This window comes from Acidovorax sp. BLS4 (assembly GCF_032929295.1).
Taxonomy (GTDB): domain Bacteria; phylum Pseudomonadota; class Gammaproteobacteria; order Burkholderiales; family Burkholderiaceae_C; genus Paracidovorax.
Map to the genome: position 1 here is coordinate 3,809,678 of NZ_CP136797.1, position 25,916 is coordinate 3,835,593.

Below are 25,916 nucleotides of genomic sequence, written 5' to 3' on the forward strand. Positions count from 1 at the left end.
AGAGCGTCGGGGCCCTCGGGCTCTGAAGGTTCCGGGTTCAATCCCCGGTCTGCTTCGGCAGGTAGCTCAATGGCGCAACCCGACACCCCTTGTCACCTCTTTTTTTGAATGCGCCGGAAGGGCTGAGCCCCATGGCGGACCCAACAGGAAAGAAACCGATGAAAACGAACGCCCCCGCGGCGCAGGCCGCCATGCTGCCGCCCGCCCTGCGCGAGGCAGTGGATGCCGTCTATGCCGCCTTCCAGCGCCATGGCGCTCCGACACAGAAGCTGGATGTGTGCACGGCCTGCTGCATGGACGAGGCCATGGAACGCGAGATGCGGCGCCTGCCGCTGCGCCGCATAACGACCCGCCACTTCTACGAATACAACAGCTCTGCCAAGGGCAGCGAGCAGCCGGCCGAGGAACTGCTCTACTTCCTGCCCCGCATGCTGGAACTGATGGCCCTGGGCGAGGAGCTGCACCACTCGACCGAGCTGTACCTGGACCGCCTGGGCAACTGCCCGGCCAATGCCCTGTCGCCCCAGGAGCGCGCCGCCGTGGACGCTTACGCCCTGGCCTTCTTCCACGAAGGCCTGGGGCACGCCGGGCGCGAGCCCAGCCCGTTCAACGGCGCGAACGCCTTCGACATCCTGTTGATGTTCCACAAGGGCGGAGTGGACGTGCAACCGCTGCTGGCGCACTGGCTGAACGACGAGCGCCAAAGCGCCGTGCTGCGGTACGCCGAGGCGAGCTACTGGGACTTCTGGGGAAAGAACGAAATCCAGAACGCCTTTGCCGAAGACCAGCCGCAATTCCGCGAGGCGATGAAAGCCTGGATGCTCGACCCCGGTAACCGCCAGCGCTTTGCACAGAAGATCCTGGCGCTGGACACCAGCGCCATGGCACAACCCGCGCACTGCACCTGTGGCAACTGCACGGGCCCGCGACAGATCGTGGAAGCGGTGTTCGACCGGGTCAGTGAATGAGCACCCGAAAATAAGACAGACAGACAAACGACAAGAAAGAAGAACGCAATGAACTACCTGCAACGCAATGTGGAAAACGGCGTCCCCATCAAGATGTGGACCCAGGGCGTACCCGTGGAGGACGAGGCCCAGAAGCAACTGGAGAACGCGGCGCGCCTGCCCATCGTGTTCAAGCACGTGGCCGCCATGCCCGATGTGCACTACGGCATCGGGGCCACGGTGGGATCGGTGATCCCCACCTTCAAGGCCATCATCCCGGCAGCCGTGGGCGTGGACATCGGCTGCGGAATGATGGCGTGCAAGACCACGCTGCACGCCAACGACCTGCCGGACAACCTGGGCCCGCTGCGCTTCGCGATCGAGAAGGCCGTGCCGCACGGCAGCAACCCGCGCCGCATGGGCCGCGACAAGGGCGCGTGGGAAACGCCGCCCGATGAGAGCGATGCGGCCTGGGCCTCGCTGAAGGGCGAGTTCGACGCGATCTGCGAGGACTACCCGCGCTTTGCCAGCACCAACCACCACAAGCACCTGGGAACGCTGGGCACCGGCAACCACTTCATCGAGGTGTGCCTGGACGAACACGGTGGCGTGTGGTTCATGCTGCATTCGGGCTCGCGCGGAGTGGGCAACGCCATCGGCACGCACTTCATCGAGCTGGCCAAGAAGGATGCCGAGCTGCACCAGCGCAACCTGCCCGACCAGGACCTGGCCTACTTCGAGGAAGGCGCCCGGTATTTCGGCGACTACGTGCGCGCCGTGGGCTGGGCGCAGAAGTTCGCGCGCGCCAACCGCGAGGTGATGATGCAGCGCGTGATCGCGGCCGCCCGCAAGGTGATCGCCAAGCCCTTCGAGGCCCATGTGGAAGCGGTGAACTGCCACCACAACTACGTGAGCCGCGAAACGCACTTCGGCGAAGACGTGTTCATCACCCGCAAGGGCGCCGTGAGCGCCAAGGCCGGCGAACTGGGCATCATTCCCGGCAGCATGGGCGCCAAGAGCTTCATCGTGCGCGGCAAGGGCAACCCGGAGAGCTTCATGAGCTGCAGCCACGGCGCGGGCCGCAAGATGAGCCGCACCAAGGCCAAGAAGCTCTACACCGTTGCCGACCAGATCGCCGCCACCGAAGGGGTGGAATGCCGCAAGGACGCCGATGTGATCGACGAGATCCCGATGGCCTACAAGGACATCGACGCCGTGATGGCGGCGCAGGAAGACCTGGTGGAAGTGGTGTACACGCTCAAGCAGGTGGTGTGCGTGAAGGGATAGCGAGCGCACCACGGCCCACCATCGGATCAAGACCAACGCACGAGGAGCGTGCGCTGAAAGCATGGACATGCAAAAGACAGAACCCCGAGAACTGCTTCATTCCGCCCATCCGATCGAGCCCGCCATGCGCGGGCAGATCATGGATGCGCTGCGTGACATCGAGGCGCAGCACGCCGTCACCATCCTGTTCGCCTGCGAATCGGGCAGCCGCGGCTGGGGCTTCGCCTCGCCCGACAGCGACTACGACGTGCGCTTTCTCTACGTGCACCGCCTGCCCTGGTACCTCACGGTCTCGCCCGGGCGCGACGTGATCGAGGTGCCGATCAGCGGGGACCTGGACATCAACGGCTGGGACCTGCGCAAGGCGCTCGGGCTGATGCGCGAATCGAACCCCACGCTGCTGGAGTGGCTGCGCTCGCCCGTCGTCTACCGCGAGGCGGCGGACACGATGGCCCAGGTGCGCGCCCTGGCGGCGCAGGTGTTCTCCAACGCCAAGGCCTGGCACCACTACGCCTCCATGGCCAAGAAGAACTTCCGCGAGCACCTGCAGGCCGACGTGGTGCGCTACAAGAAATACCTGTACGTGCTGCGCCCGCTGCTGGCAGCGCGATGGATCCGCACGCGCCCCGGAGTGCCGCCCATGCGCTTCGCCGAACTGGCCCAGCACACGCTGGATGCGCAACGCGATGCGGCGCTCATCGAAGAGATCAACGCCCTGCTGGCGGTGAAGATGCGTGCGAACGAGTCGGCCACCAGCCCACGCTGGCCCGGCATACACGCATTCATCGAGGCCGAGCTGGCCGCCAATGCGGCGCAGCCGGTGCAGCCCCTGCCCATTGCCGGGCATGCCGGGCTGGACGCCCTGCTGCACGACACGGTGCTGCGCTTCGATCCTGCCCATGGCGGCGCCGAAGGGTCCGTGCCATGCTGACCCTGGACGGCTCCCACGGCGAAGGCGGCGGACAGATCCTGCGCACCGGCCTGGCGCTGTCCATGGTGACCGGCCAGCCGCTGCGCATCGACCGCATCCGCGCGGGCCGGCCCAAGCCAGGACTGATGCGCCAGCACCTGGCCTGCGTGCAGGCCGCAGTGCAAGTCTGCGGCGGGCAGGCGGAAGGGGCGGAGCTGGGATCGCAGGCGCTGCAGTTCACGCCCGGCCCGGTGCAGGCGGGCGACTACGCCTTCGCGATCGCCGGAGCCGGCAGTTGCCTGCTGGTGCTGCAGACCGTGCTGCCCGCGCTGATGCTGGCTGGCGGGCCCAGCCGGGTGCAGCTTTCGGGCGGCACGCACAACTCCATGGCGCCCCCGTTCGACTTCCTGCAGCGGGCCTTCGCGCCGCTGGTGCGGCGCCTGGGCGTGGGACTGGAGCTCACGCTGCGGCGCCGGGGCTTTTATCCCGCAGGCGGCGGCGAGGTGCATGCGGCCATCGCGCCCGCGGCTGGCCCGCTGGCGCCGTTCGATCTGCTGGACCGCGGCGCGCGCCGCAGCGCCTGGGCCGAGGCCCTGGTGCCGGGCCTGGCCCGCAGCATCGCGGTGCGCGAGCTGGCGGCGCTGCGCCAGCAACTGGACTGGAGCGAAGGCGACGACCCGTGGCGCATCCCGCCCGCACGGCAGAACGAAGGCCCGGGCAACGCCCTGCTGGCGGTGCTGGAGCATGCCGAGGTGACCGAGGTGTTCTGCGCGCTGGGAGAGCGCGGCATGCCGGCCGAACAGGTGGCGCGCCAGCTGGCCGGCGAGGTGCGCTCGTTCGAGCACAGCCGGGGCGCTGTCGGTCCGCACCTGGCGGACCAGTGGATCCTGCCGCTGGCTCTCGCCGTCTGGCGCAGCGGCCAGCGGGCGAGCTACACGGCCGAGGCGATCACCCCGCATGCCAGCACGAATGCGCAGGTCATCGCGCAGTGCCTGCCGGTGCGCATCGCCATGGCGCCCTGCGCGGGTGCCACGCGCATCGACATCGAGAAAGCCGCATCGCCGGCATAACCATATGCGCGGAGTGTCGTAGGCATGGGCCAAAATGTTTTCTTGCCTGTCCCGTACCTGTCCAACCTGGAGACGCCATGAAAGTCGAGAACATCCTGCAAACCATCGGCAACACGCCCCATGTGCGCATCAACCGCCTGTTCGGCGCGGGTGCCAACGTCTGGGTCAAGTCCGAGCGCAGCAACCCCGGCGGTTCGATCAAGGACCGCATCGCCCTGTCGATGGTGGAGGACGCGGAACGCACCGGCGCGCTGCAGCCCGGCGGCACGATCATCGAGCCCACGTCGGGCAACACGGGGATCGGCCTGGCCCTGGTGGCGGCGGTGAAGGGCTACCGGCTCATTCTGGTGATGCCCGACAGCATGAGCATCGAGCGCCGCCGCCTCATGCTGGCCTACGGTGCGCAGTTCGACCTCACCCCGCGCGAAAAAGGCATGAAGGGCGCCATCGCCCGCGCCGAGGAATTGCGCGCGCAGACTCCCGGCGCCTGGGTGCCGCAGCAGTTTGAAAACCCCGCCAACATCGACGTGCACGTGCGCACCACGGCGCAGGAAGTGCTGGCGGACTTTCCTGATGGCCTGGACGCGCTGATCACCGGCGTGGGCACGGGCGGCCACCTGACGGGTGTGGGTCGCGTGCTGAAGGCGAAGTTTCCGGCCCTCAAGATCTTCGCGGTGGAGCCCGTGGCCTCGCCCGTGATCTCCGGCGGCCAGCCGGCCCCGCACCCGATCCAGGGCATCGGCGCGGGCTTCGTGCCCAAGAACCTCGACACCAGCCTGCTTGACGGCGTGATCCAGGTCGATGCCGAGCCCGCGCGGGAATACGCCCGCCGCGCCGCGCGCGAGGAAGGCCTGCTGGTGGGCATTTCCTCCGGCGCCACGCTGGCCGCCATCGCACAGAAGCTGCCCGAGCTGCCCGCCGGCGCCAAGGTGCTGGGCTTCAACTACGACACGGGCGAGCGCTACCTGTCGGTCGAGGGCTTCCTGCCCTCCTGAGGCGCTTTCTGAAACCGCGCGCTGCCCCGGGCCAGGGCAGTGTGCGCAGTCCACCCACCCCACGCCCATGGGCGGGGCCTTTTTCGGGCTGGGGCAGGCCCCTGCCCCGGCCCGGGAGCCGGGCTGCCGGCGGCCCTCAGGCCCGGCCGCCATCGGGTCACAAGCGTTCGGCCAGCCGTCCTACAGCCCAGCCGGACCGCCATCGAAACAATCAAAGCCCATGCGGGGCCCGCCTGAAACCGGGCTTTTCGGCCCGGTTCCCGCCCCTCCCCCGCGCTCACTGATTGCCCCATGGAACCATCCACCGCCTCTCCCGTTGCCTTCAAGGTGCTGACCGTGAACGTGCACAAGGGCTTCACCACCTTCAACCGCCGCTTCATGCTGCACGAGCTGCGCGAAGCCGTGCGTGGCGTGTCGGCCGATCTGGTCTTCCTGCAGGAAGTGCTCGGCACGCACCAGCGGCACGCCGGGCGCGTGGCCAATTTTCCTCAGGAGCCGCACTACGAATTCCTGGCCGACACCATCTGGGGCCAATACGCCTATGGCCGCAATGCGGTGTACGACAACGGCCACCACGGCAACGCGCTGCTGTCCAAGTTCCCCATCGTCCACTACGAAAACCACGACATCTCCGTGAGCGGACCCGAGCGGCGCGGCATGCTGCACTGCGTGCTGCAGCCCCCGGGCCACGCCCGGCAGGTGCATGCCATCTGTGTTCACCTGGGCCTGCAGGAGGCGCACCGCCAGCGCCAGCTCAAGCGCGTGTGCGAGCTGGTGGCCACGTTTCCGCCCGAAGACCCGGTGGTGGTGGCGGGCGACTTCAACGACTGGCGCGGCCGTGCGCACGACGTGCTGCGCGCCGGCGCCGGCCTGCACGAGGTGTTCATGCATGCGCGGGGCAAGGCCGTGCGCACCTTCCCGGCCTCCATGCCGCTGCTGGCGCTGGACCGCATCTACGTGCGCAATGCCTCGGTGCACGCGCCGGTGGTGCTGCCGCGCAAGCCCTGGCACAAGCTGTCGGACCACGCGCCCCTGGCCGCGGAGATTTCACTGTGATGCACCGCTCCCGCCCCTCGCGCTGGGTGCCCGGCAACCATTTCACGCTGCTGGAGAACGGCGAGGCGTTCTTCCCTCGCGTGTTCGAGGCCATCGCGCAGGCACGGCGCGAGGTGATCCTGGAAACCTTCATCCTCTTCGACGACAAGATCGGCCGGGGGCTGCACGCGGCGCTGCTGCAGGCCGCGCGCAACGGCGCCGAGGTGCATGTGCTGGTGGACGGCTTCGGCTCGCCCGATCTACCGGAAGACTTCATCGGCGAACTGGTGAACGCCGGCGTGCGCTTTCGCATCTTCGACCCAGGCCGCAGGCTGTTCGGCCAGCGGCTGAACGTGCTGCGCCGCATGCACCGCAAGATCGTGGTGGTGGACGGGGAGATCGGCTTCATCGGCGGCATCAACTACTCGGCCGACCACGTGGCCGACTACGGCCCCGAGGCCAAGCAGGACTACTCGGTCGAGGTGCGCGGCCCCATCGTCGCCCACATGCTGGGCTTCGCGCGCGATGCCGTCATGCCCCCACGCACACGGCGGCGCCGCCAGGGGGCTAACGCCGTGCCGCCGCTGCCCCATGCGGGCACGGCGGACGCGATCTTCGTCACGCGCGACAACCACAACCACACCAACGACATCGAGCGCCACTACCGCGTGGCCCTGCGCGCCGCGCGCGAGCGCGTGGTGATCGCCAATGCCTACTTCTTTCCCGGCTACCGCTTCATCCGTGAAATGCGCCGCGCGGCGCGGCGCGGGGTGGACGTGCGGCTCATCCTGCAGGGCCAGCCCGACATGCCCATCGTGCGCACGGCGGCCAGCATGCTCTACGACCACCTGCTGCGCGCGGGCGTGCGCATCTACGAATACTGCGACCGGCCGCTGCACGGCAAGGTCGCGCTGGTGGACGGCGAATGGTCCACCGTGGGCTCCAGCAACCTCGACCCCTTGAGCCTGTCGCTCAACCTCGAGGCGAACGTGGTGATCCGCGACAAGGATTTCAACGCGACGCTGCACGAACGGCTGGACCACCTGATGCAGCACAGCTGCCGCCAGGTCGAGGCCACGCCACCCTCGCGCTGGGATGGCCTGCGCCTGCTGCGCAGCTATTTCCTGTTCCACGTCATGCGCTGGTTCCCCTCCTGGGCGGGTTGGCTGCCGCGCCACGAGCCCGAGATCTCGCTGGTCCGCGCCCAGGAGCCCCCGGCCCACGACACCAGTCACCGGCCTTCGGCCACCTGAGCCATGGCGGCAGCGGCGCCCTCCCCGGCCCTGTCCTCCCTGGACCCGGCCAAGCCTGGGCATGACCCCGCCCGGCCCCAGGCCGGGGCCCCCAGGGACCGCGCTGCGCCGCCCACACGCCCCGACAGCCGCTGGAAGCGCCTGACCGCCCACCGCTGGTGGCCCTGGGCCGTGACCCTCGCCAGCGGCGCCTTCGTCCTCTTCGTCGTCTCGCTGCTGGTGCGCCAGGCACGCACGGTGGACTGGCCCGCGGTCTGGGCGTCGTTCCTGGCCTTGCCGGTGCCGGTGCTGCTGCTGGGCGGCGCGCTGGCGCTGGCCAGCCACCTGCTGTACAGCACCTTCGACCTGTTCGGGCGCCATTACACGCGGCACGGGCTGTCGGCCGGGCGCACGGTGGGCATCACGCTCATCGCCTATCCGTTCACGCTGAACCTGGGATCGATCATCGGCGGGGTGACCGTGCGCTATCGCCTGTACTCGCAGCAGGGCGTATCGGTGGCAGCCATCGGGCAGGTGATCGGGATGAGCATCCTCACCAACTGGCTGGGCTATTTCTTCCTGGCGGGCGCGGTGTTCTGGCTGTGGTCGCCGCAGCTGCCCGACAACTGGCACGTCGGCCCCCAGCACCTGCGCTGGATGGGCGCCGCCCTGACGGCGGCGAGCCTGCTGTACGTTGCCGCCTGCGCACTGCGCCATGGCCGGCCCGTGCACCTGCGCGGGCACCGCATCGCCATGCCGCGCTGGCCCGTGGGCATGCTGCAGGTGGCGCTGTCGGCCGCCAACTGGATGGTGATGGGCGCGGCGCTGTGGGTGCTGACCGGGCAGCGCGCACCGTATGCGGCCGCGCTGGCGACGGTGCTGCTGGGCGCCGTGGCCGGGCTCATCTCGCGCATCCCCGCCGGGCTGGGCGTGCTGGAAGCCGTGGGCGTGGCGGTGCTGTCGGCCTACCTGCCCGCACCGCAGGCACTGGCCTCGGTGCTGGCCTACCGCATGCTGTATTTCTTCCTGCCCCTGGGGCTGGCTGCACTGGCGTTCGGCGGGGTGGAGTTGCTGGGCCGCCGCCGGCCCGGCATGGCAGGAGAATCCACCGCCCAGGCCGAGCATCAAAAAGCCCGCCAGCGCAATCAATACTAGGGCATAGTGCTATTAATTAAATAGCAAACGGGCTGAGAGCCGCAAGACCCAAGGCTGCGCCTGGAGGCCCTTTCCGTGGAATGCCGGGACAGGGATGGTGGCAACCCGGTGCGGCCCCGCGCGACCGGACACCCGCGCCCGGTCTGTCAGCCTGTATCCTTCACACGGGTTCCCCCCCTTGAGCTCCTAGCACCGTCCACGAAAGAATCCGGAGCCAGTCGCAGGCCCATGGCAACAGCGCCGATGCGCCGCCCCCACCTCCAACAACCGAACCATGAAACCAGCCGACCCCGTCGATGCCGAACTCATCCGGCGCCTGCAGAAAACCTCGCGGCATTTCCTTTTGCACGCTCTGGAACACGCGCTGGCGGATGAGCGCAACGAGACCAACGCGCTGCAGACACTCGCCAACATTCAGGCCGCACTCGAACTGCTCACCAAGCTGCGCATCGTCAGGACCGTCGGTTGGCAAGGCATCGCGGTGGCCAGCCTGCACACCAAGACGCAAGCCGAGCTACTGCAGTCCATCCACGACGGACAGTTCAAGTCCATCGCTTTCTGGGAGAGCCGAAAAAAGGCCTCGTCCACTCTGCTTCTCAACGCCCAGGACCTCCAGCTTCTCGACGATTTTCAGAACCGAAGGAATCAACTGATGCACCTCGGCCTGGACATGGACCCCGAAACGGTATTGGACGAGTCCATCTGGTTGCTGGTGCGGGTCATCACCCAGCTCGACTGGAAGGTCAATCTCCGGGCACAAGACCAATACCTGTCCAACAGCCTGAAGCAGTTCATCGGCCTGGACCTGTATCAGAAGCTCATCGAAAAGACATCCTACGTGGACGAGGCCATTGACCGTGCGTACGACGATTTCGATCGCTTCGGCCCAGTCCGCTGCTGCCTGGCCTGTGGCAGCGATGCGATGGTGGAAAGCGAGCATGGCGATCTACGCTGCCTGGTGTGCCATTTCGAAGCCGGGCCCTTCACCATGGGGTTTCTCGACTGCCCAGCGTGCGGCCGAAAGGAAGGCGTGATCTATGACGTGCTCAACGTGGGCGACAACCCGTCCGTCCCCGGCAAATGCGGCTCCTGCAGGACGATGATGGACGTCTCGCGGTGCACCGCGTGCAAGGGCGACCACCTGACATCGGCGGGTTGCCAGTTCTGCGCGGACTAGCCCTTCTCCGGCATCGGCCCGGCGCCAGGCGCGACCTTGACGTGCGCCCTGCGCCGTCGCGTGTTCGCTGCCATTCGGTCGGTCCGATCTCATGCACTTCGGAGCAGTGCAGGCCCTGCACGCCGGCAACAAGGAAAAAGGCCTCCAGCGCAATCGGTACTAGGGCATATTGCTATTAATTTAATAGCAATATGCCCTGGTACTGACTGCACATCGGCTGGGCTTGCCGCACCCGGTCTGCCCGGCATCGCGGGCCTCCTTTATCATGCCGGTCCCCACGACATTGCCCTTCGCCCGATCGACACGGGCCCGCAAGCCATGATCCGCCTGTCCGAAATCAAGCTGCCGCTCAGCGCGGCCGAAGCCCCCGAGCCCGCCCTGCGCGCCGCCGCCTGCCGCATCCTGGCGCTGCCGCCCGAAGGCATCGCCCATGTCCACGTCTTCAAGCGCAGTTTCGATGCGCGCAAGGCCGAACTGCTGGCGGTGTACATCATCGACATCACCCTGGCCGATCCGTCGCAGGAGGCCGCGCTGCTGGCGGGCCACGCCGGCCAGCCCCACATCCAGCCCACGCCCGACATGGTCTGGCGGCCGGTGGGCCGGGCGCCAGAGGGGTTGGCGCACCGGCCCGTGGTGGTGGGCTTCGGGCCCTGCGGCATCTTCGCGGCGCTGGTGCTGGCGCAGATGGGGTTCCGGCCCATCGTGCTGGAACGCGGCCGCGCGGTACGCGAGCGCACGCAGGACACCTGGGGCCTGTGGCGGCGGCGCGAGCTGCAGGCGGAGTCGAACGTGCAGTTCGGCGAGGGTGGCGCCGGCACGTTCAGCGACGGCAAGCTCTACAGCCAGATCAAGGACCCGCGCCACCTGGGCCGCAAGGTCATGGAGGAATTCGTGCAGGCCGGCGCGCCGCCCGAGATCCTCTCGGTGGCGCACCCGCACATCGGCACGTTCAAGCTCGTCAAGGTGGTGGAGACGCTGCGCGAGCAGATCATCGCGCTGGGCGGCGAGGTGCGGTTCCAGCAGCGCGTGACCGACGTGGTGGTCGAGCAGGACGCCGCCGGCCAGCGCCACCTGCGCGGCCTGCAGGTGCTCGACCAGGCCACGGGCCAGACCCATGCGCTGCGCGCCGACCACGTGGTGATGGCGCTGGGCCACAGCTCGCGCGACACCTTCGCCATGCTGTACGAGCGCGGCGTGCACATGGAGGCCAAGCCCTTCTCGGTGGGCTTTCGCATCGAGCACCCGCAAGGGCTCATCGACCGCGCGCGCTGGGGCCGGCACGCCGGGCACCCGCTGCTGGGCGCGGCCGACTACAAGCTGGTGCACCACGCGGGCAACGGCCGCGCGGTGTACAGCTTCTGCATGTGCCCGGGCGGCACGGTGGTGGCCGCCACCAGCGAGCCGCACCGCGTGGTCACCAACGGCATGAGCCAGTATTCGCGCAACGAGCGCAATGCCAATGCGGGCATGGTGGTCGCCATCGATCCCAACGACTATCCGCACGACCCCGCGGCATTCGAGGCGGCGCTGGGCGGCCCCTATGGCGTGCAGGCGCTGGTGGCCGGCGCGACGCCGCATCCGCTGGCGGGCATCGTGCTGCAGCGCCAGCTGGAGTCGAACGCCTACGTGCTGGGCGGCAGCAACTACAACGCGCCCGCGCAGCTGGTGGGCGATTTCCTCGCACGGCGAGCGTCGACGGCGCTGGGCTCCGTGGAGCCCTCGTACAAGCCCGGCGTCACGCTGACCGACCTCGATGCCGCCCTGCCTGGCTACGCCACCGAGGCCCTGCGCGAGGCGCTGCCGGCCTTCGGCAGGAAGATCAAGGGTTTCGACATGCACGACGCGGTGCTGACCGGGGTGGAAACGCGCACCTCGTCGCCCCTCAAGATCGGGCGCAACGAGGCCTTCCAGAGCCTGAACACCGCCGGCCTGTACCCGGCCGGCGAAGGCGCGAGCTACGCGGGCGGGATTCTTTCGGCCGGGGTGGACGGCATCAAGGTGGGCGAAGCCGTGGCGCGCGCGCTGCTCGCCTGACGCGCATGCCCGGCCCGTCGCCCAGCGCCTTCAGCGCACAGGCGGCACTGGCCTCAGCGGGGCGCCCAGTGCCCGGGCCGCATGTGCCAGCCGCCCGGGCCCGGCTCCCAATGGTGGGGCACCCACACCGCGCCGGGGCGCGGCGGCGTGGTCCAGTGGCCCGGCCGCCAGACGTAGCGGCCGCCGCCCCACTCCCAGAATCCACCGACCCACACATGCACGGGCGAAGGCGCCACGGTGATCGTCTCGACATAGGGTGCGGGCGGCGCGGTGGGCGCGACGACCACCACGGGGGCGGGCTCGACCATCACGGCACGGGCGGGCGGCGGCTCCACCACCACGGTGCGTGGACGGGGCGGCGGGGCGACGACGCAGCCCGAGAGAACCGTGGCGGCTACCAGGGCCGCCGCCAGGCCGCCGAATGCGGGCCTGGAGGAAGAAGTGACGACAGGGGAAGAAAGCATCATGGGCACCGGTCCGGGAAAGTGACTGATGCGTGCTCAACGCCTGCGCCAGCGGGCCCTGTTGACGCGCTGGCGTAAATCCCCGGTAAAGCGTGGGCCTGCCGCCGAGGCCGCCCCCGCCCGGCGCACCGCGGCTCGGGCGGTCAGCGCACCGCGAGCGCCGAACCCGCTGGCAGCCGGAAGGCCTCCACCAGCTGGGCCAATTGCTCGGCCTGCACGCGCAGCCCCTGGGCGGCGGCGGAGGATTCCTCCACCAGCGCGGCGTTCTGCTGCGTCATCTGGTCGAGCTGGTTCACCGCCTCGCCCACCTGCCCCAGGCCCGTGCTCTGCTCGCGTGTGGCGGTGCCGATCTCGCCGATGATGGTCGCCACCTGCTGCACCGAGTCGACGATCTCGCCCATGGTCCCGCCAGCCGCATGCACCAGTTGCGAGCCTTCCGCCACCTGGCGCACGCTGTCGCCGATGAGCCCGCCGATCTCCTTGGCGGCCGTGGCCGAGCGCTGCGCGAGGCTGCGCACCTCGCTGGCCACCACGGCAAAACCCCGGCCCTGCTCGCCGGCGCGGGCCGCTTCCACGGCGGCGTTCAGCGCCAGGATGTTGGTCTGGAAGGCGATGCCGTCGATCACGCTGGTGATGTCGGCGACGCGGCGCGAGGACTGGGCGATGCCGTCCATGGTGCCCACCACCCGCTCCACCGCGTCGCGCCCGCGCCGTGCCACGTCGCTGGCCGACACCGCCAGGTGGGTGGCCTGCTGGGCCGCATCCGCGCTGTGGCGCACGGTGGACAGCAACTCTTCCATGCTGGCTGCGATTTCCTCCAGGTTGGAGGCCGTCTGCTCGGTGCGCGCCGACAGGTCCGAGTTGCCGGCCGCGATCTCGGCGCTGGCGCCGGCCACCGACGTGCTGGCCTGCCGCATGCCGATCACCAGGCCGGTCAGGCGCGCCTGCATGCCGTCCAGGCGTGCCAGCATGGCCCGCACCTCGTCACGGTTGCCGGCGCCGATGGCCGGCACGGTGGAGGTCAGGTCGCCTTCGGCGATGCGGTCCGCCACCGTGGACGCATGCGACAGCGGCCGCAGGATGGAACGCGACAGCACCACGGCGCACACCAGCGCCAGCAGCAGCCCCAGCACCGAGCCGCCCACCAGCAGCGCGATGCCCTGGCGTTCGCTGGCGGCGGCGGCGGCCCGGTCTTCCTCCACCTGCTTGCGCTGGTAATCGGCCATGTCGTTCACCGCCGCGGCATAGCGGTCGGCCGCGGGGCGCAGCAGTTTGCCCACCGCATCCGGCGGCAGGGTTTCGCCGGCCTTGCGCCGCTTGACCAGATCGTCGCGCGCCCCCCGGAAAGCGTTGCCCGCGGTGTCGATGGCCTCGAAGATGCGCTTGGATTCGCTGTCCGTCGCCAGCTCTTCGAGCCGCTTGCGCACCTCGGTCGATCGGGCGGAAGTGGCCTTGCGGTCGGCATCGATGCGCGCGGCATAGGCGGGGTTGTCGATTTCCAGCAGGGTTTCGGCGCGCGAGGAACTCAGCACCACGATCGCGTGCAGTTCGCGTGCCAGCAAGGCCCGCTCCGCCGCCGGTCCGCCCAGGCCATCGGCGATGTCCTGCAGTTCCATGAGCCGCCAGATGCCCACGGCAGCGGCAAGGGACATGACCAGGCAGATGACCCCGAAAGCCAGGGCAAGGCGCAGGGAAAGGCGGGCGTTGTTCAGGGTCATGTCAGATACCGGTGAGAAAGGCCGCAGGCGGGAAAGAGCGGCCGGCGGTGCGCCAGGCGCATGGGGTGGGGTCCATGGTAAGTATCGGCACCGGTTCTGACAACTTGATACAAGCGCAAAAAAAGAGCGGCTGGATCGCTCCGGCCGCTCTTTCGCGGGGCAGGCGGCATGGAAGGCCGCCCGCTCAATTCATAAGCCCCTTCAGGCGTTCGTCTGCAGCGCGGCAATGCGCTCTTCGATCGGCGGGTGGGTGCTGAACAGCTTGCCGATGCCACCGGCGATGCCCAGGGCGGCCATGTTCTTGGGCAGTTCGGCCGGGTGGGCGCCGCCCAGGCGGGCCAGCGCGTTGATCATGGGCTGCTTGCGGCCCATCAGTTGCGCCGCGCCAGCGTCGGCACGGAATTCGCGCTGGCGGCTGAACCAGGCCACGATCATCGACGCCAGGAAGCCCAGCAGGATGTCGAGCACGATGGTTGTGGCGTAGTAGCCGATGCCGGGGCCGGAGCTGTTCTCGTCGTTCTTGCGCAGGAAGCTGTCCACCGCATAGCCGATCACGCGGGACAGGAACACCACGAAGGTGTTCATCACGCCCTGGATCAGCGTCATGGTCACCATGTCGCCATTGGCGATGTGGGCCACCTCGTGGCCGATCACCGCCTCGACCTCCTCGCGCGTCATGCCCTGCAGCAGCCCGGTGGACACCGCCACGAGGGCATTGTTCTTGAACGCGCCGGTGGCGAACGCGTTGGGGTCGCCGGGGAAGATGCCGACCTCGGGCATGCCGATGCCGGCCTTGTCGGCGAACTTGCGCACGGTCTCGACGATCCAGGCCTCATCGGCCGACCCGGTGCCGTCGATGATCTGCACGCCCGCGCTCCACTTGGCGACGGGCTTGCTGATCAGCAGCGAGATGATGGCGCCGCCGAAGCCCATGATGAAGGCAAAGCCCAGCAGTGCCCCCAGGTTCAGGCCATTGGCGGTCAGGAAGCGGTTGACGCCCAGCAGGCTGGCGACGATGCCCAGCACCACCACGACGGCGACGTTGGTCAACAAGAAAAGCGCGATTCGTTTCATCGAAGGGTTCTCCACGGAGGGATACGGGGGTGTGACCAGCGGCAGGAACGCGCTGTCACAAACCGGAAAATGGGGATGGTGCGCAGGCGTTCAAGCCGTGTTCGCAGCGTTGCGATGGCCCTGGTGTGGTTTGTTATGCGGGGCGCGCGCTGCGGAATACGAGGGAGTCATCATAGAAGCAAAAGTTCTCGTTCTCGGGCCACCAGCCGGGCACTCCGAGCACCGGCAGCGGCAGAAAAGGCTTGGTGGCCAGGTGCGCCGCATCGAGCGCGCCGGCCAGCCAGGCATCCACATCCGCTACCGAATCCATAGCACCCTGCGCTTGATATACATGCGCCGTGATCGGTTTTCTTGGCGCCTCGAGTTTTTCCAGCAAGGCATGGCCGACCAGCACCAGCACCAGCTGCGCCTGCCGCCACAGCGGCCGCAGATCGACGAACAACCGCCGCCAGTCGCGCGCCGCCAGCGCCTGCCACAGCGGCGCGGGGGCGAACAGCACGGCGCCGTTTTCATCGAACAGCGTGATCGCATCGCGCAGCGGCCCGCGCACCGCGCCCACCCCGGTCTGGGCGATGGCCTGGGCCTGCAGGGCATTCAGCCGGCGCTTGGCCTGCGGGTACCGCAGCCAGACCAGGCCATTGAAGAAATCGTGCAGGTTGTCGCGGGTGGGGACGGTGCCGGTGTCGAAGATGAACGCCTCATAGGCCTGGCCCGCCGGCAGCGCCGAGTGCGCCACGAAGCGCACGGCGGCGCCCGGCATCCGGTTCAGGGCGTCCGGCAGGGGCGTGCCGGACTGCCACGCCGCCCGGACCGCGGGGCCCAGATGTTGGAACGGCTGCAGCCAGGGCGGTACCGCGCCGAGCGCGCCAGGGCCCACGGATTCAGCGCGCCTCAGGGAGGTAGCGGACCGCGTTGGGCTGCGTCTGGGGCTTCAGCTCGAACTGGTCGGGGAATTTCTTGAACAGCTTGGTCGATGCCGTGTTCTTGCCCAGCAGCTTGGCGTCGTGCAGCAGTTTCACGATGTCGCCCAGCGGCTGCCACTGCCCGGCCTTCAGGGCAGGGGCATGGTCCAGGATGTGGCGGACGCTCACGGCCTCGCCCGCACCCGAGGCCGACCGCGCCCGCCGGCCACCCGCCCCAGCGTCATCCGCCGCCTTGGCCGCCGTGGTGGAAGCCACCTTCCTGGCGGCGGCTTTCTTCGCCGGCGCCTTCCTGGACGGTGCGGCCTGCACCGCCGGCTTGGGCGCAGCGGCCTTGCGGGGGGTGGTTTTGCGCGCGGGCGTTTTCTTGGCCGCGGGGCTTCGCGGGGCCGGTGGTGCGGCATCCTGCACCGCGGCGGGGGCCTCGGTCACCGCATCGGCCTCCTGCCCGACCAGGAAGACCTGATCGTAGGCATTGACAGCCTCGGGCGCCATCTTGCCGCGGTCGGAAAGGCACACCATCCGGAACCCGCGCTCGCGCAGCCGCAGCACCAGCGGCACGAAGTCGGCATCGCCCGAACCGATCGCGATGGTGGACGGATGCGACGGCGCATAGGACAGCTCCATCACATCGACCGCCAGGGCCACGTCCGTCGTGTTCTTGGTCAGCGACAGGTTCATGTAGGGCCGGATCATGCGGGTGCGCAGCACCTCCCCGAGCCCCTTGAGCTTGTCGGCACTGCCGTAAGCGCGGCGCAGGGACACGCTGCCCTCGTGCTGCTCCAGGGTGCGAAAGGCCTCCTCCACCCAGGCGGGCGCACACAGGTTGTCGGCGTCGATGAAAAAAGCGGTCATGGGTGGCCTCGCAGGGACTGTCGGAGCACGGCCGCCAAGGCGGGCAGGCACGCTGGGTGCGTGGTGGCGTTCACCCCACGACCCGCCACGGCAGCGCCTCGCCCGAGCGCAGCGGCTTGAGCTCGGCCTCGCCGAAGGCGAAGCTGCCCGGCGGCGTCCAAGATTCGCGGCGCAGGGTGATCGTGCCCTGGTTGCGCGGCAGGCCGTAGAACGCGGGGCCGTGGAAGCTGGCGAAGCCTTCGAGCTGGTGCAGCGCACCGGCATGGTCGAATGCCTCGGCATACATCTCGATCGCTGCATGGGCGGTGTAGCAGCCGGCGCAGCCGCTCGCATGCTCCTTGAGGTGGGCCGGGTGCGGCGCGCTGTCGGTGCCCAGGAAGAATTTGTCGCTGCCACTGGTGGCCGCCTCCACCAGCGCCACCCGGTGCGTTTCACGCTTGAGCACGGGCAGGCAGTAGTAATGGGGGCGGATGCCGCCGGTGAAGATCGCGTTGCGGTTGTAGAGCAGGTGGTGCGCCGTGATGGTGGCCGCGGTGAAACGGTCGGACTGCTGCACGTACTGCGCCGCATCCCGGGTGGTGATGTGCTCGAAGACGATCTTCAGTTCCGGGAAGTCGCGGCGCAGCGGAATGAGCTGCTGCTCGATGAACACGGCCTCGCGGTCGAACAGGTCGATGTCGCTGCTGGTCACCTCGCCGTGCACGAGCAGCAGCAGGCCGGCCTTCTGCATGGCCTCCAGGGTGCGGTAGGTCTTGCGCAGATCGGTCACGCCGGCATCGCTGTTGGTGGTGGCGCCGGCGGGATAGAGCTTGAGGGCGACCACACCCGCCGCCTTGGCGCGCACGATCTCCTCGGGTGCCAGGTTGTCGGTGAGGTACAGCGTCATCAGCGGCTCGAAGGCGACGCCAGGCGGCACGGCCGCCTGGATGCGCTCCTTGTACGCCGTGGCCAGGGCCGCCGTGGTCACGGGCGGACGCAGGTTGGGCATGATGACGGCGCGCCCGAACTGGGCGGCCGTGTGCGGCACGACGGTGAGCAGCGCTTCGCCGTCGCGCACGTGCAGGTGCCAGTCGTCCGGGCGGGTGATCGTGAGGGTGTCGGGGGAGTGGGCAGCGGTCATGGGCGCCATTGTCCCATCGCGCCAGCCCATGAAAAAACCCTGCCCACCCGGAGGGATGGACAGGGTAAACCCCAAATCAATGGGGCGAGGGGGTTGCAGGTTGGTGTTCTGATCAGCAGCCGGAGGGGCGGTTGCCGCGCATGGGAACGATGCCCGAGACGGTGATGCGGTCACCCGAGCCGTCGGTGGCCGTGAGCGTCTTGCTCAGGAGGCGCACCTGGTTGGAATCGCGGGACACGGTGGTGTCGCTCCAGTCGGTGGCGCTGAACTCGCGCTGCGAGAACGTGAGGAAGGCGATGTACAGGTTGCCGGCATTGGGCTGGTAGCGCACGTCGCCGGAGGCCTGGTCGCTGGAGCCGACCTTTTTGGCGCCGTCGAAACGGAAGGTGCAGACTTCGGGCGACGAACCTACCGGGTTCTTCTTTTCCACGTCGGTCAGGTTGATGGTGCCGTCGCCGTACACGCCGTTCAGGCCGGAGACCGTGGCATTGCTCACCGTGAGCACGCCGGGCTGATCGCTCGGGGTGGGATCGTCATCGTTGCCGCCGCCACAGGCAGTGAGCAGCAAGGCGGTGCAGGCGGCAGCGGAAAAGGTCTTGAGAAAAGCGTTCATGGGTCAGTCAGGATCGGTCGGTGGGAAGCCGCAGGATCGGGTGGCATGCCCCCGTTCTCGCAACAAGCCCGATCCTAGAAATGGCCCCTCAGCCCCCCTGTGGGCCTTTGGCAGCGGAGCCCGTAGGACAGATTCCCGCACCGCCCGTGCCCGCCGGGCGCAGCGCAGGCGGGGAGGCAACCCTTCAGGCCAACGCCTGGGGCGCCACCGCCGGAAACCGCACGGTGAAACAAGAGCCCCCTTCCGGGCGGTTTTCCACCTCGACCGTGCCGCCCTGGCGGACCACCAGGGCATGGACGATCGACAGCCCCAGGCCCGAGCCCTCGCCCCCGTGCCCGGGCGCGTGCGGAAAGCGGCGAAACGGCCGCGACAGCATCTCGGGCGGCAGCCCGGCCCCGGCATCGCTCACGCGCAGCGCCACGCCGGCAGCCGTCACCTCGACCGCCACGCCCAGCCAGCCGCCGTCGCCCGCGTGGCGCAGCGCGTTTTCGACCAGGTTGAAGAGCACCTGCCGCAGGCGGTCGGGGTCGGCATTCACCAGCGCCGCGCGTGGCGCCTGCGGCACCTGCAAATCGAGCGCCACGCCATGTTCGGCGATGCGGCTGGCATGGCTGGCCAGCGCCTCGCGCACCAGTTCCGCCAGGTCCTGCGGCGCCATCTTGAGCGACAGCTGGCCGGCTTCGGCCATCGACAGGGTGTGCAGATCACCGACCAGGCGCCCGAGGTACTCGACCTGCTCCAGCAGGGCGCGCGACTCGGCAGCGTCGGCCTCGATGACGCCGTCGCAGATCGCGTGCAGGCGGGCGCGCAGCACGGTCAGCGGCGTGCGCAACTCGTGCGAGATGGAGGCGGCGGTGGCGCGGCGCTCGCGCGCCATGTCCTCCAGCGCATCGGTCATCTGGTTGAAGTGGCCCACCATCTCGGCCATCTCGCCCTTGTAGCGGCCCGGCTGCGCCCGCACGGTGAAGTCGCCCATGGCCACGCGCGTGGCGGCCTCGGCCATCGAGGCCACGGGCTGCGTGACCAGGCGCGACACCCAGAACCCCACTGCCAGCCCGAAAGGCAGGCACACCACCAGCCCGACGACCAGCGACCACTTCTCGCCGAACAGCAGGTCGCCGCGCCAGTACTGCCCATAGATCGCCATCGCCTGGGGGCTGTCCTCCTGGTCGTGGTCGTTGAGCTCGTCCAGTTCGTGCTGCACGGTGGCGGGCAGGCTGCGGTAGAAATCGCGGTACTGCATTTCGGAGAACACGACCACGCTGGCCGCCAGCAGGCCCATGGTGGCGAGCAGCGTTCCGGCGATGTACAGCCCGAAGCGGACCCAGATGCGATCGAGGATGGAGCCTTGCATGGCGCGGCGGCTCGGGTCAGCCCTCGGCGGACTCGCCGGGCCACAGGCGATAGCCGATGCCGCGCACCGTCTCGATCAGCTCGCCCTGCCCGGCCTGCTGCAGCTTGCGCCGCAGCTTGGACAGGTGGGAGTCGATCACCCGGTCGAGCGCGTCGCTCTCGGGCAGGCAATGCTCGATCAGGTGGCCGCGCGAGAAGCAGCGCTTGGGCTGCGCCGCCAGGCAGGCCAGCAGCCGGAATTCGGTCAACGTGAGCGGCAGCGGCACGGCACGCCCGTCCTCGCCATAGGCCAGGGCGGCATGGGCCTGCTGGTCGATCTCGATCCGGCCCACGCGGATCGGCGTGGTGGCGAGCGCTTCCTGCGACCGCGTGCGGCGCAGCACGGCGCGCACGCGGGCCACCACCTCGGGCGGGCTGAAGGGCTTGACCACGTAGTCGTCGGCCCCCAGTCGCAGGCCGAGCAGCTTGTCGATGTCGTCCGCCAGCGCGGTGACCATGATGACCGGGGTCTGCCCCTCTTCGCGGATGGCGCGCAGCACGTCCAGGCCGTCCATGCCGGGCAGGTGGATGTCCAGCAGCACCATGTCGGGCCGCAGCTGGCGAAACAGCCGCAGGGCGTCCAGGCCGTTGCCGGCCTGCTGCGCCCGCAGTCCGTCGCGCTGCAGGTAGGCCGTGAGGATGCTGGCGATCCCGGGTTCGTCCTCGACCACGAGGACAAGCGGACCAGGCAGGGGGGCAGGACTGTTCATGGCACCAGGGGCTAGGGCAGCGGCCACGGGGCCCGGGGAGGGTCCGAGGGCGGCACACCGCCGGCCGATTATCCATGGGCCGCCCTCCGCACCGGCCCCGGCGCGTCTCCACGTTTTCTCCACACGGTATTCACGGCTGCGCGAATTTTGGCGGGCCCAATGCCCGCTGAAAACCCTCCCCGAATGCCCTTTCCCCCTCCAGGTCCTGTCCGCGTGAACCGATCCCTTCACCTCCTGCCGTGCGCCGCGCTGTCCGTCCTGGTGGCCGGGTGCGCCGCGCTCGGGGGGGCCGATGCCCCCTCGGTGCAGGGCGTGGCCCCGGTGCCAGCGGCCTGGAGCCAGCCGGCGCCCGCCGGTGCGACGGCAGCCGACCTGCGGTCCTGGTGGAAGGCCTTCAACGACCCTGCGCTGGATGCCCTCGTGCAGGAAGCGCTGGCCAGCAACCTCGACCTGGCGCAGGCCGCCAGCCGGCTCCGCGAGGCGCGGCTGCAATCGGGCCGCGCGGCCCTGCAGTTCCGGCCGTCGCTGGGCGCCAGCGCCCGTTCGCTGCAGGACATCTCGGCCACCGACACCTACTTTCACGCCAGCCTGGACATGGTGTGGGAGCTGGGCCTCTTCGGCGCCGGCGAAAGCACGCGCCAGGCCGGCGAAGCCGAACTGGATGCGGCCGGGGCCGATGCCCAGGGCGTTCGGGTGGCGGTCGTGGCCGATGTGGTGCGCAACTACCTCGACCTGCGCGCCGCGCGCCGCCAGGCCCAGCGGCTGGCGCAGATGGCCGCCCTGGACGAACGCAGCGCCGCCTTGGCCGAGGTGCGGCTGCGCACCCGCCTGGGGCCGGCGGACGAGATCGTGCAGGCCCGCGTGCGGGCGTCGCAGGCCCGCGCTGCGCAGGCGCCCCTGGCCGAAGCCAGTGCCCGTGCCGCGCAGGCCCTGGCCGTGTTGGTGGGCCGCACCACCCCCGATCCGGCCTGGAGCGCCGAGGTGCCCGGCAGCGCGCCTCCCACGCTGGCGCCGTTCGCCCTGGTCGAACTGCCCGCCGATCTGCTGCGCACCCGCCCCGATGTGCACGCCGCCGAGGCCGAGGTGAACAAGGCGGCCGCAGCGCTGGGGCTGGCGCGCTCCGAGCTGTACCCGCGCATTTCGCTCATGGGTTCGCTGCTCTATTCGTACAACATCACCCAGCATTTCCGCACACGCAGCGAAAACGCCCCCGCGCTCGGGCCCGTCATCGACGTTCCGCTGTTCGACTGGGGCCGTCGGCAGATGCAGGTGCAGGCCCGGCAGGAAGCGGTGAACGCCGCGCTCCTCGGCTACCGAAAGGCCGTGAACAACGGCGTGGCCGAGGTGGAGGGCGCCCTCGCGGCCCTGGGGGCACAGCAGGCCCGCGCGGACGCGCTCGCCCAGGCCCTGGGCCTGCTGCGCCAGCGGACGGCGGCCGGGCAGGCGCAGATCCGCCTCGGGCTGGCCAGCGAATACGACGGCCTGCCGCAGCGGCGCGCCGAACTGCAGGCCGCCGCGGAATGGGACACCGCGCAGGACGCCCGCGCCCTCGCCTTCGTGGCCCTTTACAAAGCCCTGGGCGGCGCGCCACTGCCGCCGGCCGAGCCCAAAGTGGGAGCGGCCGCGCCCGAGGCCACGCGCATCGCGGAGCACATCGCGGGGACCGCGCCATGATTCCACTGGCCCGCAAGACCCTGGTGCACGAATGGCGCCGGTTCGTGCCAGCGGTGTTCGCCGTGGGGTTCTCCGGCCTGCTGCTGATGGTGCAGGCCGCGCTGGTGCTGGGCATCTTCGGCAGCGCCGCCGTCTACGTGCGGGCCTCGACGGCCGATCTCTGGGCCGGCTACCCAGGCACGCAGAGCGTGAACTTCGGCCGCGCCATCGGCCGCGACGTGGAAAGCCGGATGCGCATGGACCCCGCCGTGACCGCCGTCGAGCCCTACCTCTGGGTCGATGGCGACTGGCGCAGCGCCCAGGCGGGCGCGGGCGGCATCTCGGTCTATGTCTCGGGCATCCGCAGCGCGCCCGACGGCATGCTGTTCGCACGCCTCATCGCCCCGTGGCAGCGCGATGCGCTGCGCGAGCCGGGCGCGGTGATCGTGGACCGGGCCGATCTGGACACGCTGGGCGTGCGGGTCGGCCAGACCGCGTGGATCAACAGCCACCCGGTGCGCGTGGCCGCGGCCGTGGACGGCCTGCGCGGCCTGGGTGGGGTGAACGTGCTGGCCTCGCTGGACACCGCGCGCGAGATCGCCGGTGCCGAAGCCGGCTCCGGCAGCACCTATGTGGTGGCACGCACCCGCAGCCCGGCAGACGCCGCGGCCGCCCAGGCCCGGCTGTCGCAGGGCGGCCCGGGCTTCGGCCCGTTCGAGGTGTGGACGGCCCGGCAGTTCTCGCGCCGGTCGCAGCTGTACTGGATGTTCGACACCGGCGCGGGCGTGGCCGTGCTGTTCATGGTGATCGTCGTGTGCCTCGTCGGCACCGTGGTCACCAGCCAGTCGCTCATGGGCGTGGTGGCCGGCACGGCGCGCGAATACGCCGTGCTCAACGCCCTGGGTGCCAGCCGCGGCGCTTTGGGCCGGCTCGTGATCGAGCAGGCCTGCTGGATCGGCGGGCTGGGCCTGCTGGTCGCCGGCGCCACCAGCGCCGCGCTGCTGGGGGTGGCCGCCGCCTATGGCGTGCCGGTCGCCATGACGCCACGGGTGGCGGCCGCCTGCGCCGTGCTGGTCGGGATCGTGGCCCTGTTCTCGGGTTTCTTCGCCATCCGTGGCCTGCTGCGGGCCGACCCGGCCCTGCTCCTGCGATGAACCACGGCACCGCTCCCGAAGCCCCCCGCCTCACGCCCAGCCTGCAGGCGGTGCAGGTGCACAAGTCCTTCGTGTCGGGCGTCGTGCGCGTGCAGGTCATCGAAGGCCTCACGCTGTCCATCTACCCGGCTGAGCTCACGCTCATCTCCGGCCCCTCCGGTTGCGGCAAGAGCACGCTGCTGTCGCTGCTGTCCGGCCTGCAGCGGGCGGACGCGGGCCATTCCATCGCCCTGGGCGAGAACCTGGGCGCGCTCAGCGTGCGCGCGCTCGAGCGCTTTCGGCTGCACCACACGGGGTTCGTGTTCCAGGGCTTCAACCTGTTTCCCGCCCTGACGGCGCTGGAACAGGTGCAGCTGCCGCTGGGCTACCTGGGCCTGAGCGACCGCGAGAGCGAAAAGCGCGCCCGCCGCGCCCTGGACGAGGTGGACCTGTCGCACCGCGCCAGCATGCGGCCCGCGCAGCTGTCCGGCGGAGAAAAGCAGCGCGTGGCCATCGCGCGGGCCATCGCCAAGGAACCGCAACTGCTGTTCGCCGACGAGCCCACCAGCGCGCTGGATGCCGACAGCGGCCAGCGTGTCATCGACATCCTTCACCGCATCGCCCACGCGCACGGCACCACAGTGCTGTGCGTGAGCCACGACCCCCGGCTGGTGCGCCATGCCGACCGGGTGCTGGGCATGGAGGACGGCGCCATCCGCAGCGACTGGCGCCAACCCGACGCGCCCCTGACCACGAACACCCCATGACCCGCCTGCCCCTTACGCCCCCGTCGCTGCTCGGCCTGATCCCGGCGCTCCTCGCCACGGCCGTGCTGCTGGTCGCCTGCAACGAAAAGCCCCTGCCCTCGGCCGTCGCGGCCGAGCCCCCGCCCCCGGCCCAGGTGGCCGTGGCGCGCGGCAAGATCGAAGTGCCGGGCGGCCTGCTCGAACTGTCGCCCGCGCAGGAAGGGCTGGTGCAGGCCGTCGCCGTGCAGGAAGGGCAGACCGTGCAGCGCGGCCAGTTGCTGCTGCGCCTGGCGGGCGATGCCGCGGGCAGCGAAGCCGCGGTCGCCCAGTCCGAGCTGCACCTGGCCCAGGCCCGCCACCAGGCACGCGCCCAGCGCCTGCCGGCCCTGCGCCGCACGGCGGCTCGGCTGTCCGAGGCAGTGACTGCGGGCGCCGCCGAACCCCAGCGTGCCGACGAAGCCCTGCAGGCCGTGCGCGATGCCGAAGCCGATCTCGCCGTCTCGCAGGCCGAGGCCGAAGTGGCGCGCAGCCGCCTGGCCCAGGTGCAGGCGCAGCGCGCACGGCTGGAGCTGCACGCGCCAGAAGACGGCACCGTGGTCCGCGTGGGCACGCAGGCCGGCCAGCGTGCGCCGGCGTCGGGCAGCGCAGCGGCCATCACGCTGCTGCCGCGCCGCCCGCTCGTGGTGCGGGCCGAGCTGAACGAAAGCTACGCGGCCCAGGTGCACGTGGGCCAGCGCGCCACCGTCACCACCGATGGCGACACCGCCGCTGCGGCGATGCCGCCGGCGCATGTGGTGCGCATCAGCCCCGTGCTCGGCACCGGGCGGCTGCAGGACGACGTCCAGCGCGGCCCCGTGCGCATCGTCGAATGTGTGTTGGAGTTCGATCAGGCGCCCACCGCGCGGGTCGGACAGAACGTGAGAGTGAGCTTCCATGATTGACGCCAGAACCCACCGCATCGCCCTGGTCGATGCACGCCATGTCTCCCAGCCCGCGACCGGCTCGGGCTGGATGGTGCAATGCGACTTCGACGGCACCATCAGCACCGAAGACGTGACCGACTCGCTGCTGCAGCGCTTCGGCCGCGACGGCTGGGAGGCGCTGGAGGCCGCCTGGGAGCGCGGCGAGATCGGCTCGCGCGAATGCATGAAGGGCCAGGTGGCCCTGCTCGACATGGACCGCGCCGAGCTGGACGCGCACCTGGCCACCATCGCGGTGGACCCGCACTTCGGCGCCTTCGTGCGCACAGCCCGCGAGCGGGGCATGCCGGTGCAGGTGGTGAGCGACGGCATCGACTACGCCATCCATGCCGTGCTGGAACGCCATGGCCTGGGCGACCTGCCGGTGATCGCCAACCGGCTGGTGCAGACCGGGCCGCGCAGCTGGCAGCTGCAATCGCCCTGGGCCAGCGCCGCCTGCGCCCGCGCCAGCGGCAACTGCAAATGCGAGCGCCTGGCCGAGCAGCGCGAGCGGCATGGCCGCGTGCTGTACGTGGGCGACAGCACCTCGGACTTCTGCGTGTCCGGCCGAGCCGACTTCGTGCTGGCCAAGTACAAGCTCATCCAGCACTGCGTGGACCACGGCATCGCCCATGCCGCATTCACCGATTTCTCGCAGGCGCTCGCCCTGCTGCCGCAACCCGTGGCAATGGAACTGGCGGCATGAACGCCGCCGTG

24 protein-coding genes are annotated in these 25,916 nt (G+C 69.8%); 15 read left to right on the forward strand and 9 right to left on the reverse strand.

The features are described from left to right. Positions 1–158: 158 nt before the first annotated feature. The 10 genes from R1Z03_RS17535 to R1Z03_RS17580 all read left to right on the forward strand — a co-directional run bounded on the left by R1Z03_RS17535 (position 159) and on the right by R1Z03_RS17580 (position 11,842). On the forward strand, positions 159–968 hold the full coding sequence (locus R1Z03_RS17535; protein WP_317353362.1) for a hypothetical protein: 810 nt from the start codon (positions 159–161) through the stop codon (positions 966–968). Between the two features lie 48 nt (positions 969–1,016). Beyond that, positions 1,017–2,234, forward strand: a complete 1,218-nt coding sequence (locus R1Z03_RS17540; protein WP_317353365.1) for an RtcB family protein — start codon at positions 1,017–1,019, stop codon at positions 2,232–2,234. A 67-nt stretch (positions 2,235–2,301) separates the two neighbouring features. Then, a complete protein-coding gene (locus R1Z03_RS17545; protein ID WP_317353368.1) occupies positions 2,302–3,165 on the forward strand; it encodes a nucleotidyltransferase domain-containing protein in 864 nt (287 codons plus the stop codon). After that, positions 3,159–4,214, forward strand: a complete 1,056-nt coding sequence (gene rtcA, locus R1Z03_RS17550) for an RNA 3'-terminal phosphate cyclase (protein WP_317353371.1) — start codon at positions 3,159–3,161, stop codon at positions 4,212–4,214. Before R1Z03_RS17545 ends, rtcA begins: the two co-directional genes overlap by 7 nt. 77 nt (positions 4,215–4,291) lie before the next feature. Continuing rightward, positions 4,292–5,209 carry a cysteine synthase A gene (cysK, locus tag R1Z03_RS17555; protein ID WP_272550931.1) on the forward strand — a complete coding sequence of 306 codons (918 nt, stop codon included), beginning with the start codon at positions 4,292–4,294 and terminating at the stop codon, positions 5,207–5,209. A gap of 291 nt (positions 5,210–5,500) precedes the next feature. After that, positions 5,501–6,265, forward strand: a complete 765-nt coding sequence (locus R1Z03_RS17560) for an endonuclease/exonuclease/phosphatase family protein (protein ID WP_272565266.1) — start codon at positions 5,501–5,503, stop codon at positions 6,263–6,265. Beyond that, positions 6,265–7,497, forward strand: coding sequence for a cardiolipin synthase ClsB (gene clsB, locus R1Z03_RS17565; RefSeq protein WP_317353377.1), 1,233 nt, complete (start codon positions 6,265–6,267; stop codon positions 7,495–7,497). The genes R1Z03_RS17560 and clsB overlap by 1 nt, the downstream gene beginning before the upstream one ends. Before the next feature lie 3 nt (positions 7,498–7,500). Then, positions 7,501–8,631: a YbhN family protein gene (locus tag R1Z03_RS17570; protein WP_317353379.1), complete on the forward strand. Its 1,131-nt coding sequence runs from the start codon at positions 7,501–7,503 to the stop codon at positions 8,629–8,631. A 274-nt stretch (positions 8,632–8,905) separates the two neighbouring features. Beyond that, positions 8,906–9,808 (forward strand): hypothetical protein, encoded by a 903-nt coding sequence (locus tag R1Z03_RS17575; RefSeq protein ID WP_317353381.1) that lies wholly within the window; start codon positions 8,906–8,908, stop codon positions 9,806–9,808. Positions 9,809–10,126: 318 nt separating this feature from the next. Continuing rightward, entirely contained in the window at positions 10,127–11,842 is a 1,716-nt protein-coding gene (locus tag R1Z03_RS17580; protein WP_317353383.1) for an NAD(P)/FAD-dependent oxidoreductase, read from the forward strand. 53 nt (positions 11,843–11,895) lie between these two features. On the opposite strand, the gene R1Z03_RS17585 is transcribed toward R1Z03_RS17580, so the two are convergent. The 9 genes from R1Z03_RS17585 to R1Z03_RS17625 form a co-directional block, all read right to left on the reverse strand. After that, on the reverse strand, positions 11,896–12,306 hold the full coding sequence (locus R1Z03_RS17585) for a hypothetical protein (RefSeq protein WP_372588281.1): 411 nt from the start codon (positions 12,304–12,306) through the stop codon (positions 11,896–11,898). Between the two features lie 143 nt (positions 12,307–12,449). Further along, the gene (locus R1Z03_RS17590) at positions 12,450–14,024 is read right to left on the reverse strand and encodes a methyl-accepting chemotaxis protein (RefSeq protein ID WP_317353389.1); all 1,575 of its coding nucleotides are present in this window, start codon (positions 14,022–14,024) and stop codon (positions 12,450–12,452) included. A gap of 201 nt (positions 14,025–14,225) precedes the next feature. Then, positions 14,226–15,098 (reverse strand): protease HtpX, encoded by an 873-nt coding sequence (gene htpX / locus R1Z03_RS17595; protein WP_272565273.1) that lies wholly within the window; start codon positions 15,096–15,098, stop codon positions 14,226–14,228. 133 nt (positions 15,099–15,231) lie between these two features. Continuing rightward, complete coding sequence (locus tag R1Z03_RS17600; protein WP_372588164.1) at positions 15,232–15,975, reverse strand: DUF3025 domain-containing protein; 744 nt, start codon at positions 15,973–15,975, stop codon at positions 15,232–15,234. A gap of 4 nt (positions 15,976–15,979) precedes the next feature. Next, a complete protein-coding gene (locus R1Z03_RS17605; RefSeq protein ID WP_317353392.1) occupies positions 15,980–16,873 on the reverse strand; it encodes an NYN domain-containing protein in 894 nt (297 codons plus the stop codon). Between the two features lie 70 nt (positions 16,874–16,943). Continuing rightward, on the reverse strand, positions 16,944–17,993 hold the full coding sequence (gene pyrC, locus R1Z03_RS17610) for a dihydroorotase (protein WP_317353395.1): 1,050 nt from the start codon (positions 17,991–17,993) through the stop codon (positions 16,944–16,946). A gap of 112 nt (positions 17,994–18,105) precedes the next feature. Continuing rightward, complete coding sequence (locus R1Z03_RS17615) at positions 18,106–18,606, reverse strand: hypothetical protein (RefSeq protein WP_284397861.1); 501 nt, start codon at positions 18,604–18,606, stop codon at positions 18,106–18,108. Positions 18,607–18,790: 184 nt separating this feature from the next. Continuing rightward, a complete protein-coding gene (locus tag R1Z03_RS17620) occupies positions 18,791–19,960 on the reverse strand; it encodes an ATP-binding protein (protein ID WP_317353399.1) in 1,170 nt (389 codons plus the stop codon). Positions 19,961–19,976: 16 nt separating this feature from the next. Continuing rightward, positions 19,977–20,708: a response regulator gene (locus tag R1Z03_RS17625; protein ID WP_317353401.1), complete on the reverse strand. Its 732-nt coding sequence runs from the start codon at positions 20,706–20,708 to the stop codon at positions 19,977–19,979. Positions 20,709–20,921: 213 nt separating this feature from the next. Here R1Z03_RS17625 and R1Z03_RS17630 point away from each other — a divergent pair, with 213 nt between their 5' ends. From R1Z03_RS17630 to R1Z03_RS17650, 5 genes are all read left to right on the forward strand, one after another. Further along, positions 20,922–22,382, forward strand: coding sequence for an efflux transporter outer membrane subunit (locus R1Z03_RS17630; protein ID WP_317353404.1), 1,461 nt, complete (start codon positions 20,922–20,924; stop codon positions 22,380–22,382). Further along, positions 22,379–23,515, forward strand: a complete 1,137-nt coding sequence (locus R1Z03_RS17635) for an ABC transporter permease (protein WP_284397849.1) — start codon at positions 22,379–22,381, stop codon at positions 23,513–23,515. The genes R1Z03_RS17630 and R1Z03_RS17635 overlap by 4 nt, the downstream gene beginning before the upstream one ends. Further along, positions 23,512–24,261 (forward strand): ABC transporter ATP-binding protein, encoded by a 750-nt coding sequence (locus tag R1Z03_RS17640; RefSeq protein WP_272565281.1) that lies wholly within the window; start codon positions 23,512–23,514, stop codon positions 24,259–24,261. The genes R1Z03_RS17635 and R1Z03_RS17640 overlap by 4 nt, the downstream gene beginning before the upstream one ends. Continuing rightward, on the forward strand, positions 24,258–25,181 hold the full coding sequence (locus R1Z03_RS17645; RefSeq protein ID WP_317353407.1) for an efflux RND transporter periplasmic adaptor subunit: 924 nt from the start codon (positions 24,258–24,260) through the stop codon (positions 25,179–25,181). The genes R1Z03_RS17640 and R1Z03_RS17645 overlap by 4 nt, the downstream gene beginning before the upstream one ends. A 70-nt stretch (positions 25,182–25,251) precedes the next feature. Next, positions 25,252–25,905: an MtnX-like HAD-IB family phosphatase gene (locus R1Z03_RS17650; RefSeq protein WP_317360411.1), complete on the forward strand. Its 654-nt coding sequence runs from the start codon at positions 25,252–25,254 to the stop codon at positions 25,903–25,905. The last annotated feature ends 11 nt before the right edge of the window (positions 25,906–25,916 follow it).

Bases quoted from the DNA above. Each gene is read 5' to 3' on its own strand.
- R1Z03_RS17570 (WP_317353379.1), top strand. From the start codon at position 7,501: ATGGCGGCAGCGGCGCCCTCCCCGGCCCTGTCCTCCCTGGACCCGGCC.
- R1Z03_RS17575 (WP_317353381.1), top strand. From the start codon at position 8,906: ATGAAACCAGCCGACCCCGTCGATGCCGAACTCATCCGGCGCCTGCAG.
- R1Z03_RS17645 (WP_317353407.1), top strand. From the start codon at position 24,258: ATGACCCGCCTGCCCCTTACGCCCCCGTCGCTGCTCGGCCTGATCCCG.
- R1Z03_RS17560 (WP_272565266.1), top strand. From the start codon at position 5,501: ATGGAACCATCCACCGCCTCTCCCGTTGCCTTCAAGGTGCTGACCGTG.
- R1Z03_RS17540 (WP_317353365.1), top strand. From the start codon at position 1,017: ATGAACTACCTGCAACGCAATGTGGAAAACGGCGTCCCCATCAAGATG.
- rtcA (WP_317353371.1), top strand. From the start codon at position 3,159: ATGCTGACCCTGGACGGCTCCCACGGCGAAGGCGGCGGACAGATCCTG.
- R1Z03_RS17590 (WP_317353389.1), bottom strand. From the start codon at position 14,024: ATGACCCTGAACAACGCCCGCCTTTCCCTGCGCCTTGCCCTGGCTTTC.
- R1Z03_RS17635 (WP_284397849.1), top strand. From the start codon at position 22,379: ATGATTCCACTGGCCCGCAAGACCCTGGTGCACGAATGGCGCCGGTTC.
- R1Z03_RS17580 (WP_317353383.1), top strand. From the start codon at position 10,127: ATGATCCGCCTGTCCGAAATCAAGCTGCCGCTCAGCGCGGCCGAAGCC.
- R1Z03_RS17585 (WP_372588281.1), bottom strand. From the start codon at position 12,306: ATGCTTTCTTCCCCTGTCGTCACTTCTTCCTCCAGGCCCGCATTCGGC.
- R1Z03_RS17625 (WP_317353401.1), bottom strand. From the start codon at position 20,708: ATGAACAGTCCTGCCCCCCTGCCTGGTCCGCTTGTCCTCGTGGTCGAG.
- htpX (WP_272565273.1), bottom strand. From the start codon at position 15,098: ATGAAACGAATCGCGCTTTTCTTGTTGACCAACGTCGCCGTCGTGGTG.
- clsB (WP_317353377.1), top strand. From the start codon at position 6,265: ATGCACCGCTCCCGCCCCTCGCGCTGGGTGCCCGGCAACCATTTCACG.
- R1Z03_RS17640 (WP_272565281.1), top strand. From the start codon at position 23,512: ATGAACCACGGCACCGCTCCCGAAGCCCCCCGCCTCACGCCCAGCCTG.
- R1Z03_RS17615 (WP_284397861.1), bottom strand. From the start codon at position 18,606: ATGAACGCTTTTCTCAAGACCTTTTCCGCTGCCGCCTGCACCGCCTTG.
- pyrC (WP_317353395.1), bottom strand. From the start codon at position 17,993: ATGACCGCTGCCCACTCCCCCGACACCCTCACGATCACCCGCCCGGAC.
- R1Z03_RS17620 (WP_317353399.1), bottom strand. From the start codon at position 19,960: ATGCAAGGCTCCATCCTCGATCGCATCTGGGTCCGCTTCGGGCTGTAC.
- R1Z03_RS17545 (WP_317353368.1), top strand. From the start codon at position 2,302: ATGCAAAAGACAGAACCCCGAGAACTGCTTCATTCCGCCCATCCGATC.
- R1Z03_RS17605 (WP_317353392.1), bottom strand. From the start codon at position 16,873: ATGACCGCTTTTTTCATCGACGCCGACAACCTGTGTGCGCCCGCCTGG.
- R1Z03_RS17650 (WP_317360411.1), top strand. From the start codon at position 25,252: ATGGTGCAATGCGACTTCGACGGCACCATCAGCACCGAAGACGTGACC.
- R1Z03_RS17535 (WP_317353362.1), top strand. From the start codon at position 159: ATGAAAACGAACGCCCCCGCGGCGCAGGCCGCCATGCTGCCGCCCGCC.
- cysK (WP_272550931.1), top strand. From the start codon at position 4,292: ATGAAAGTCGAGAACATCCTGCAAACCATCGGCAACACGCCCCATGTG.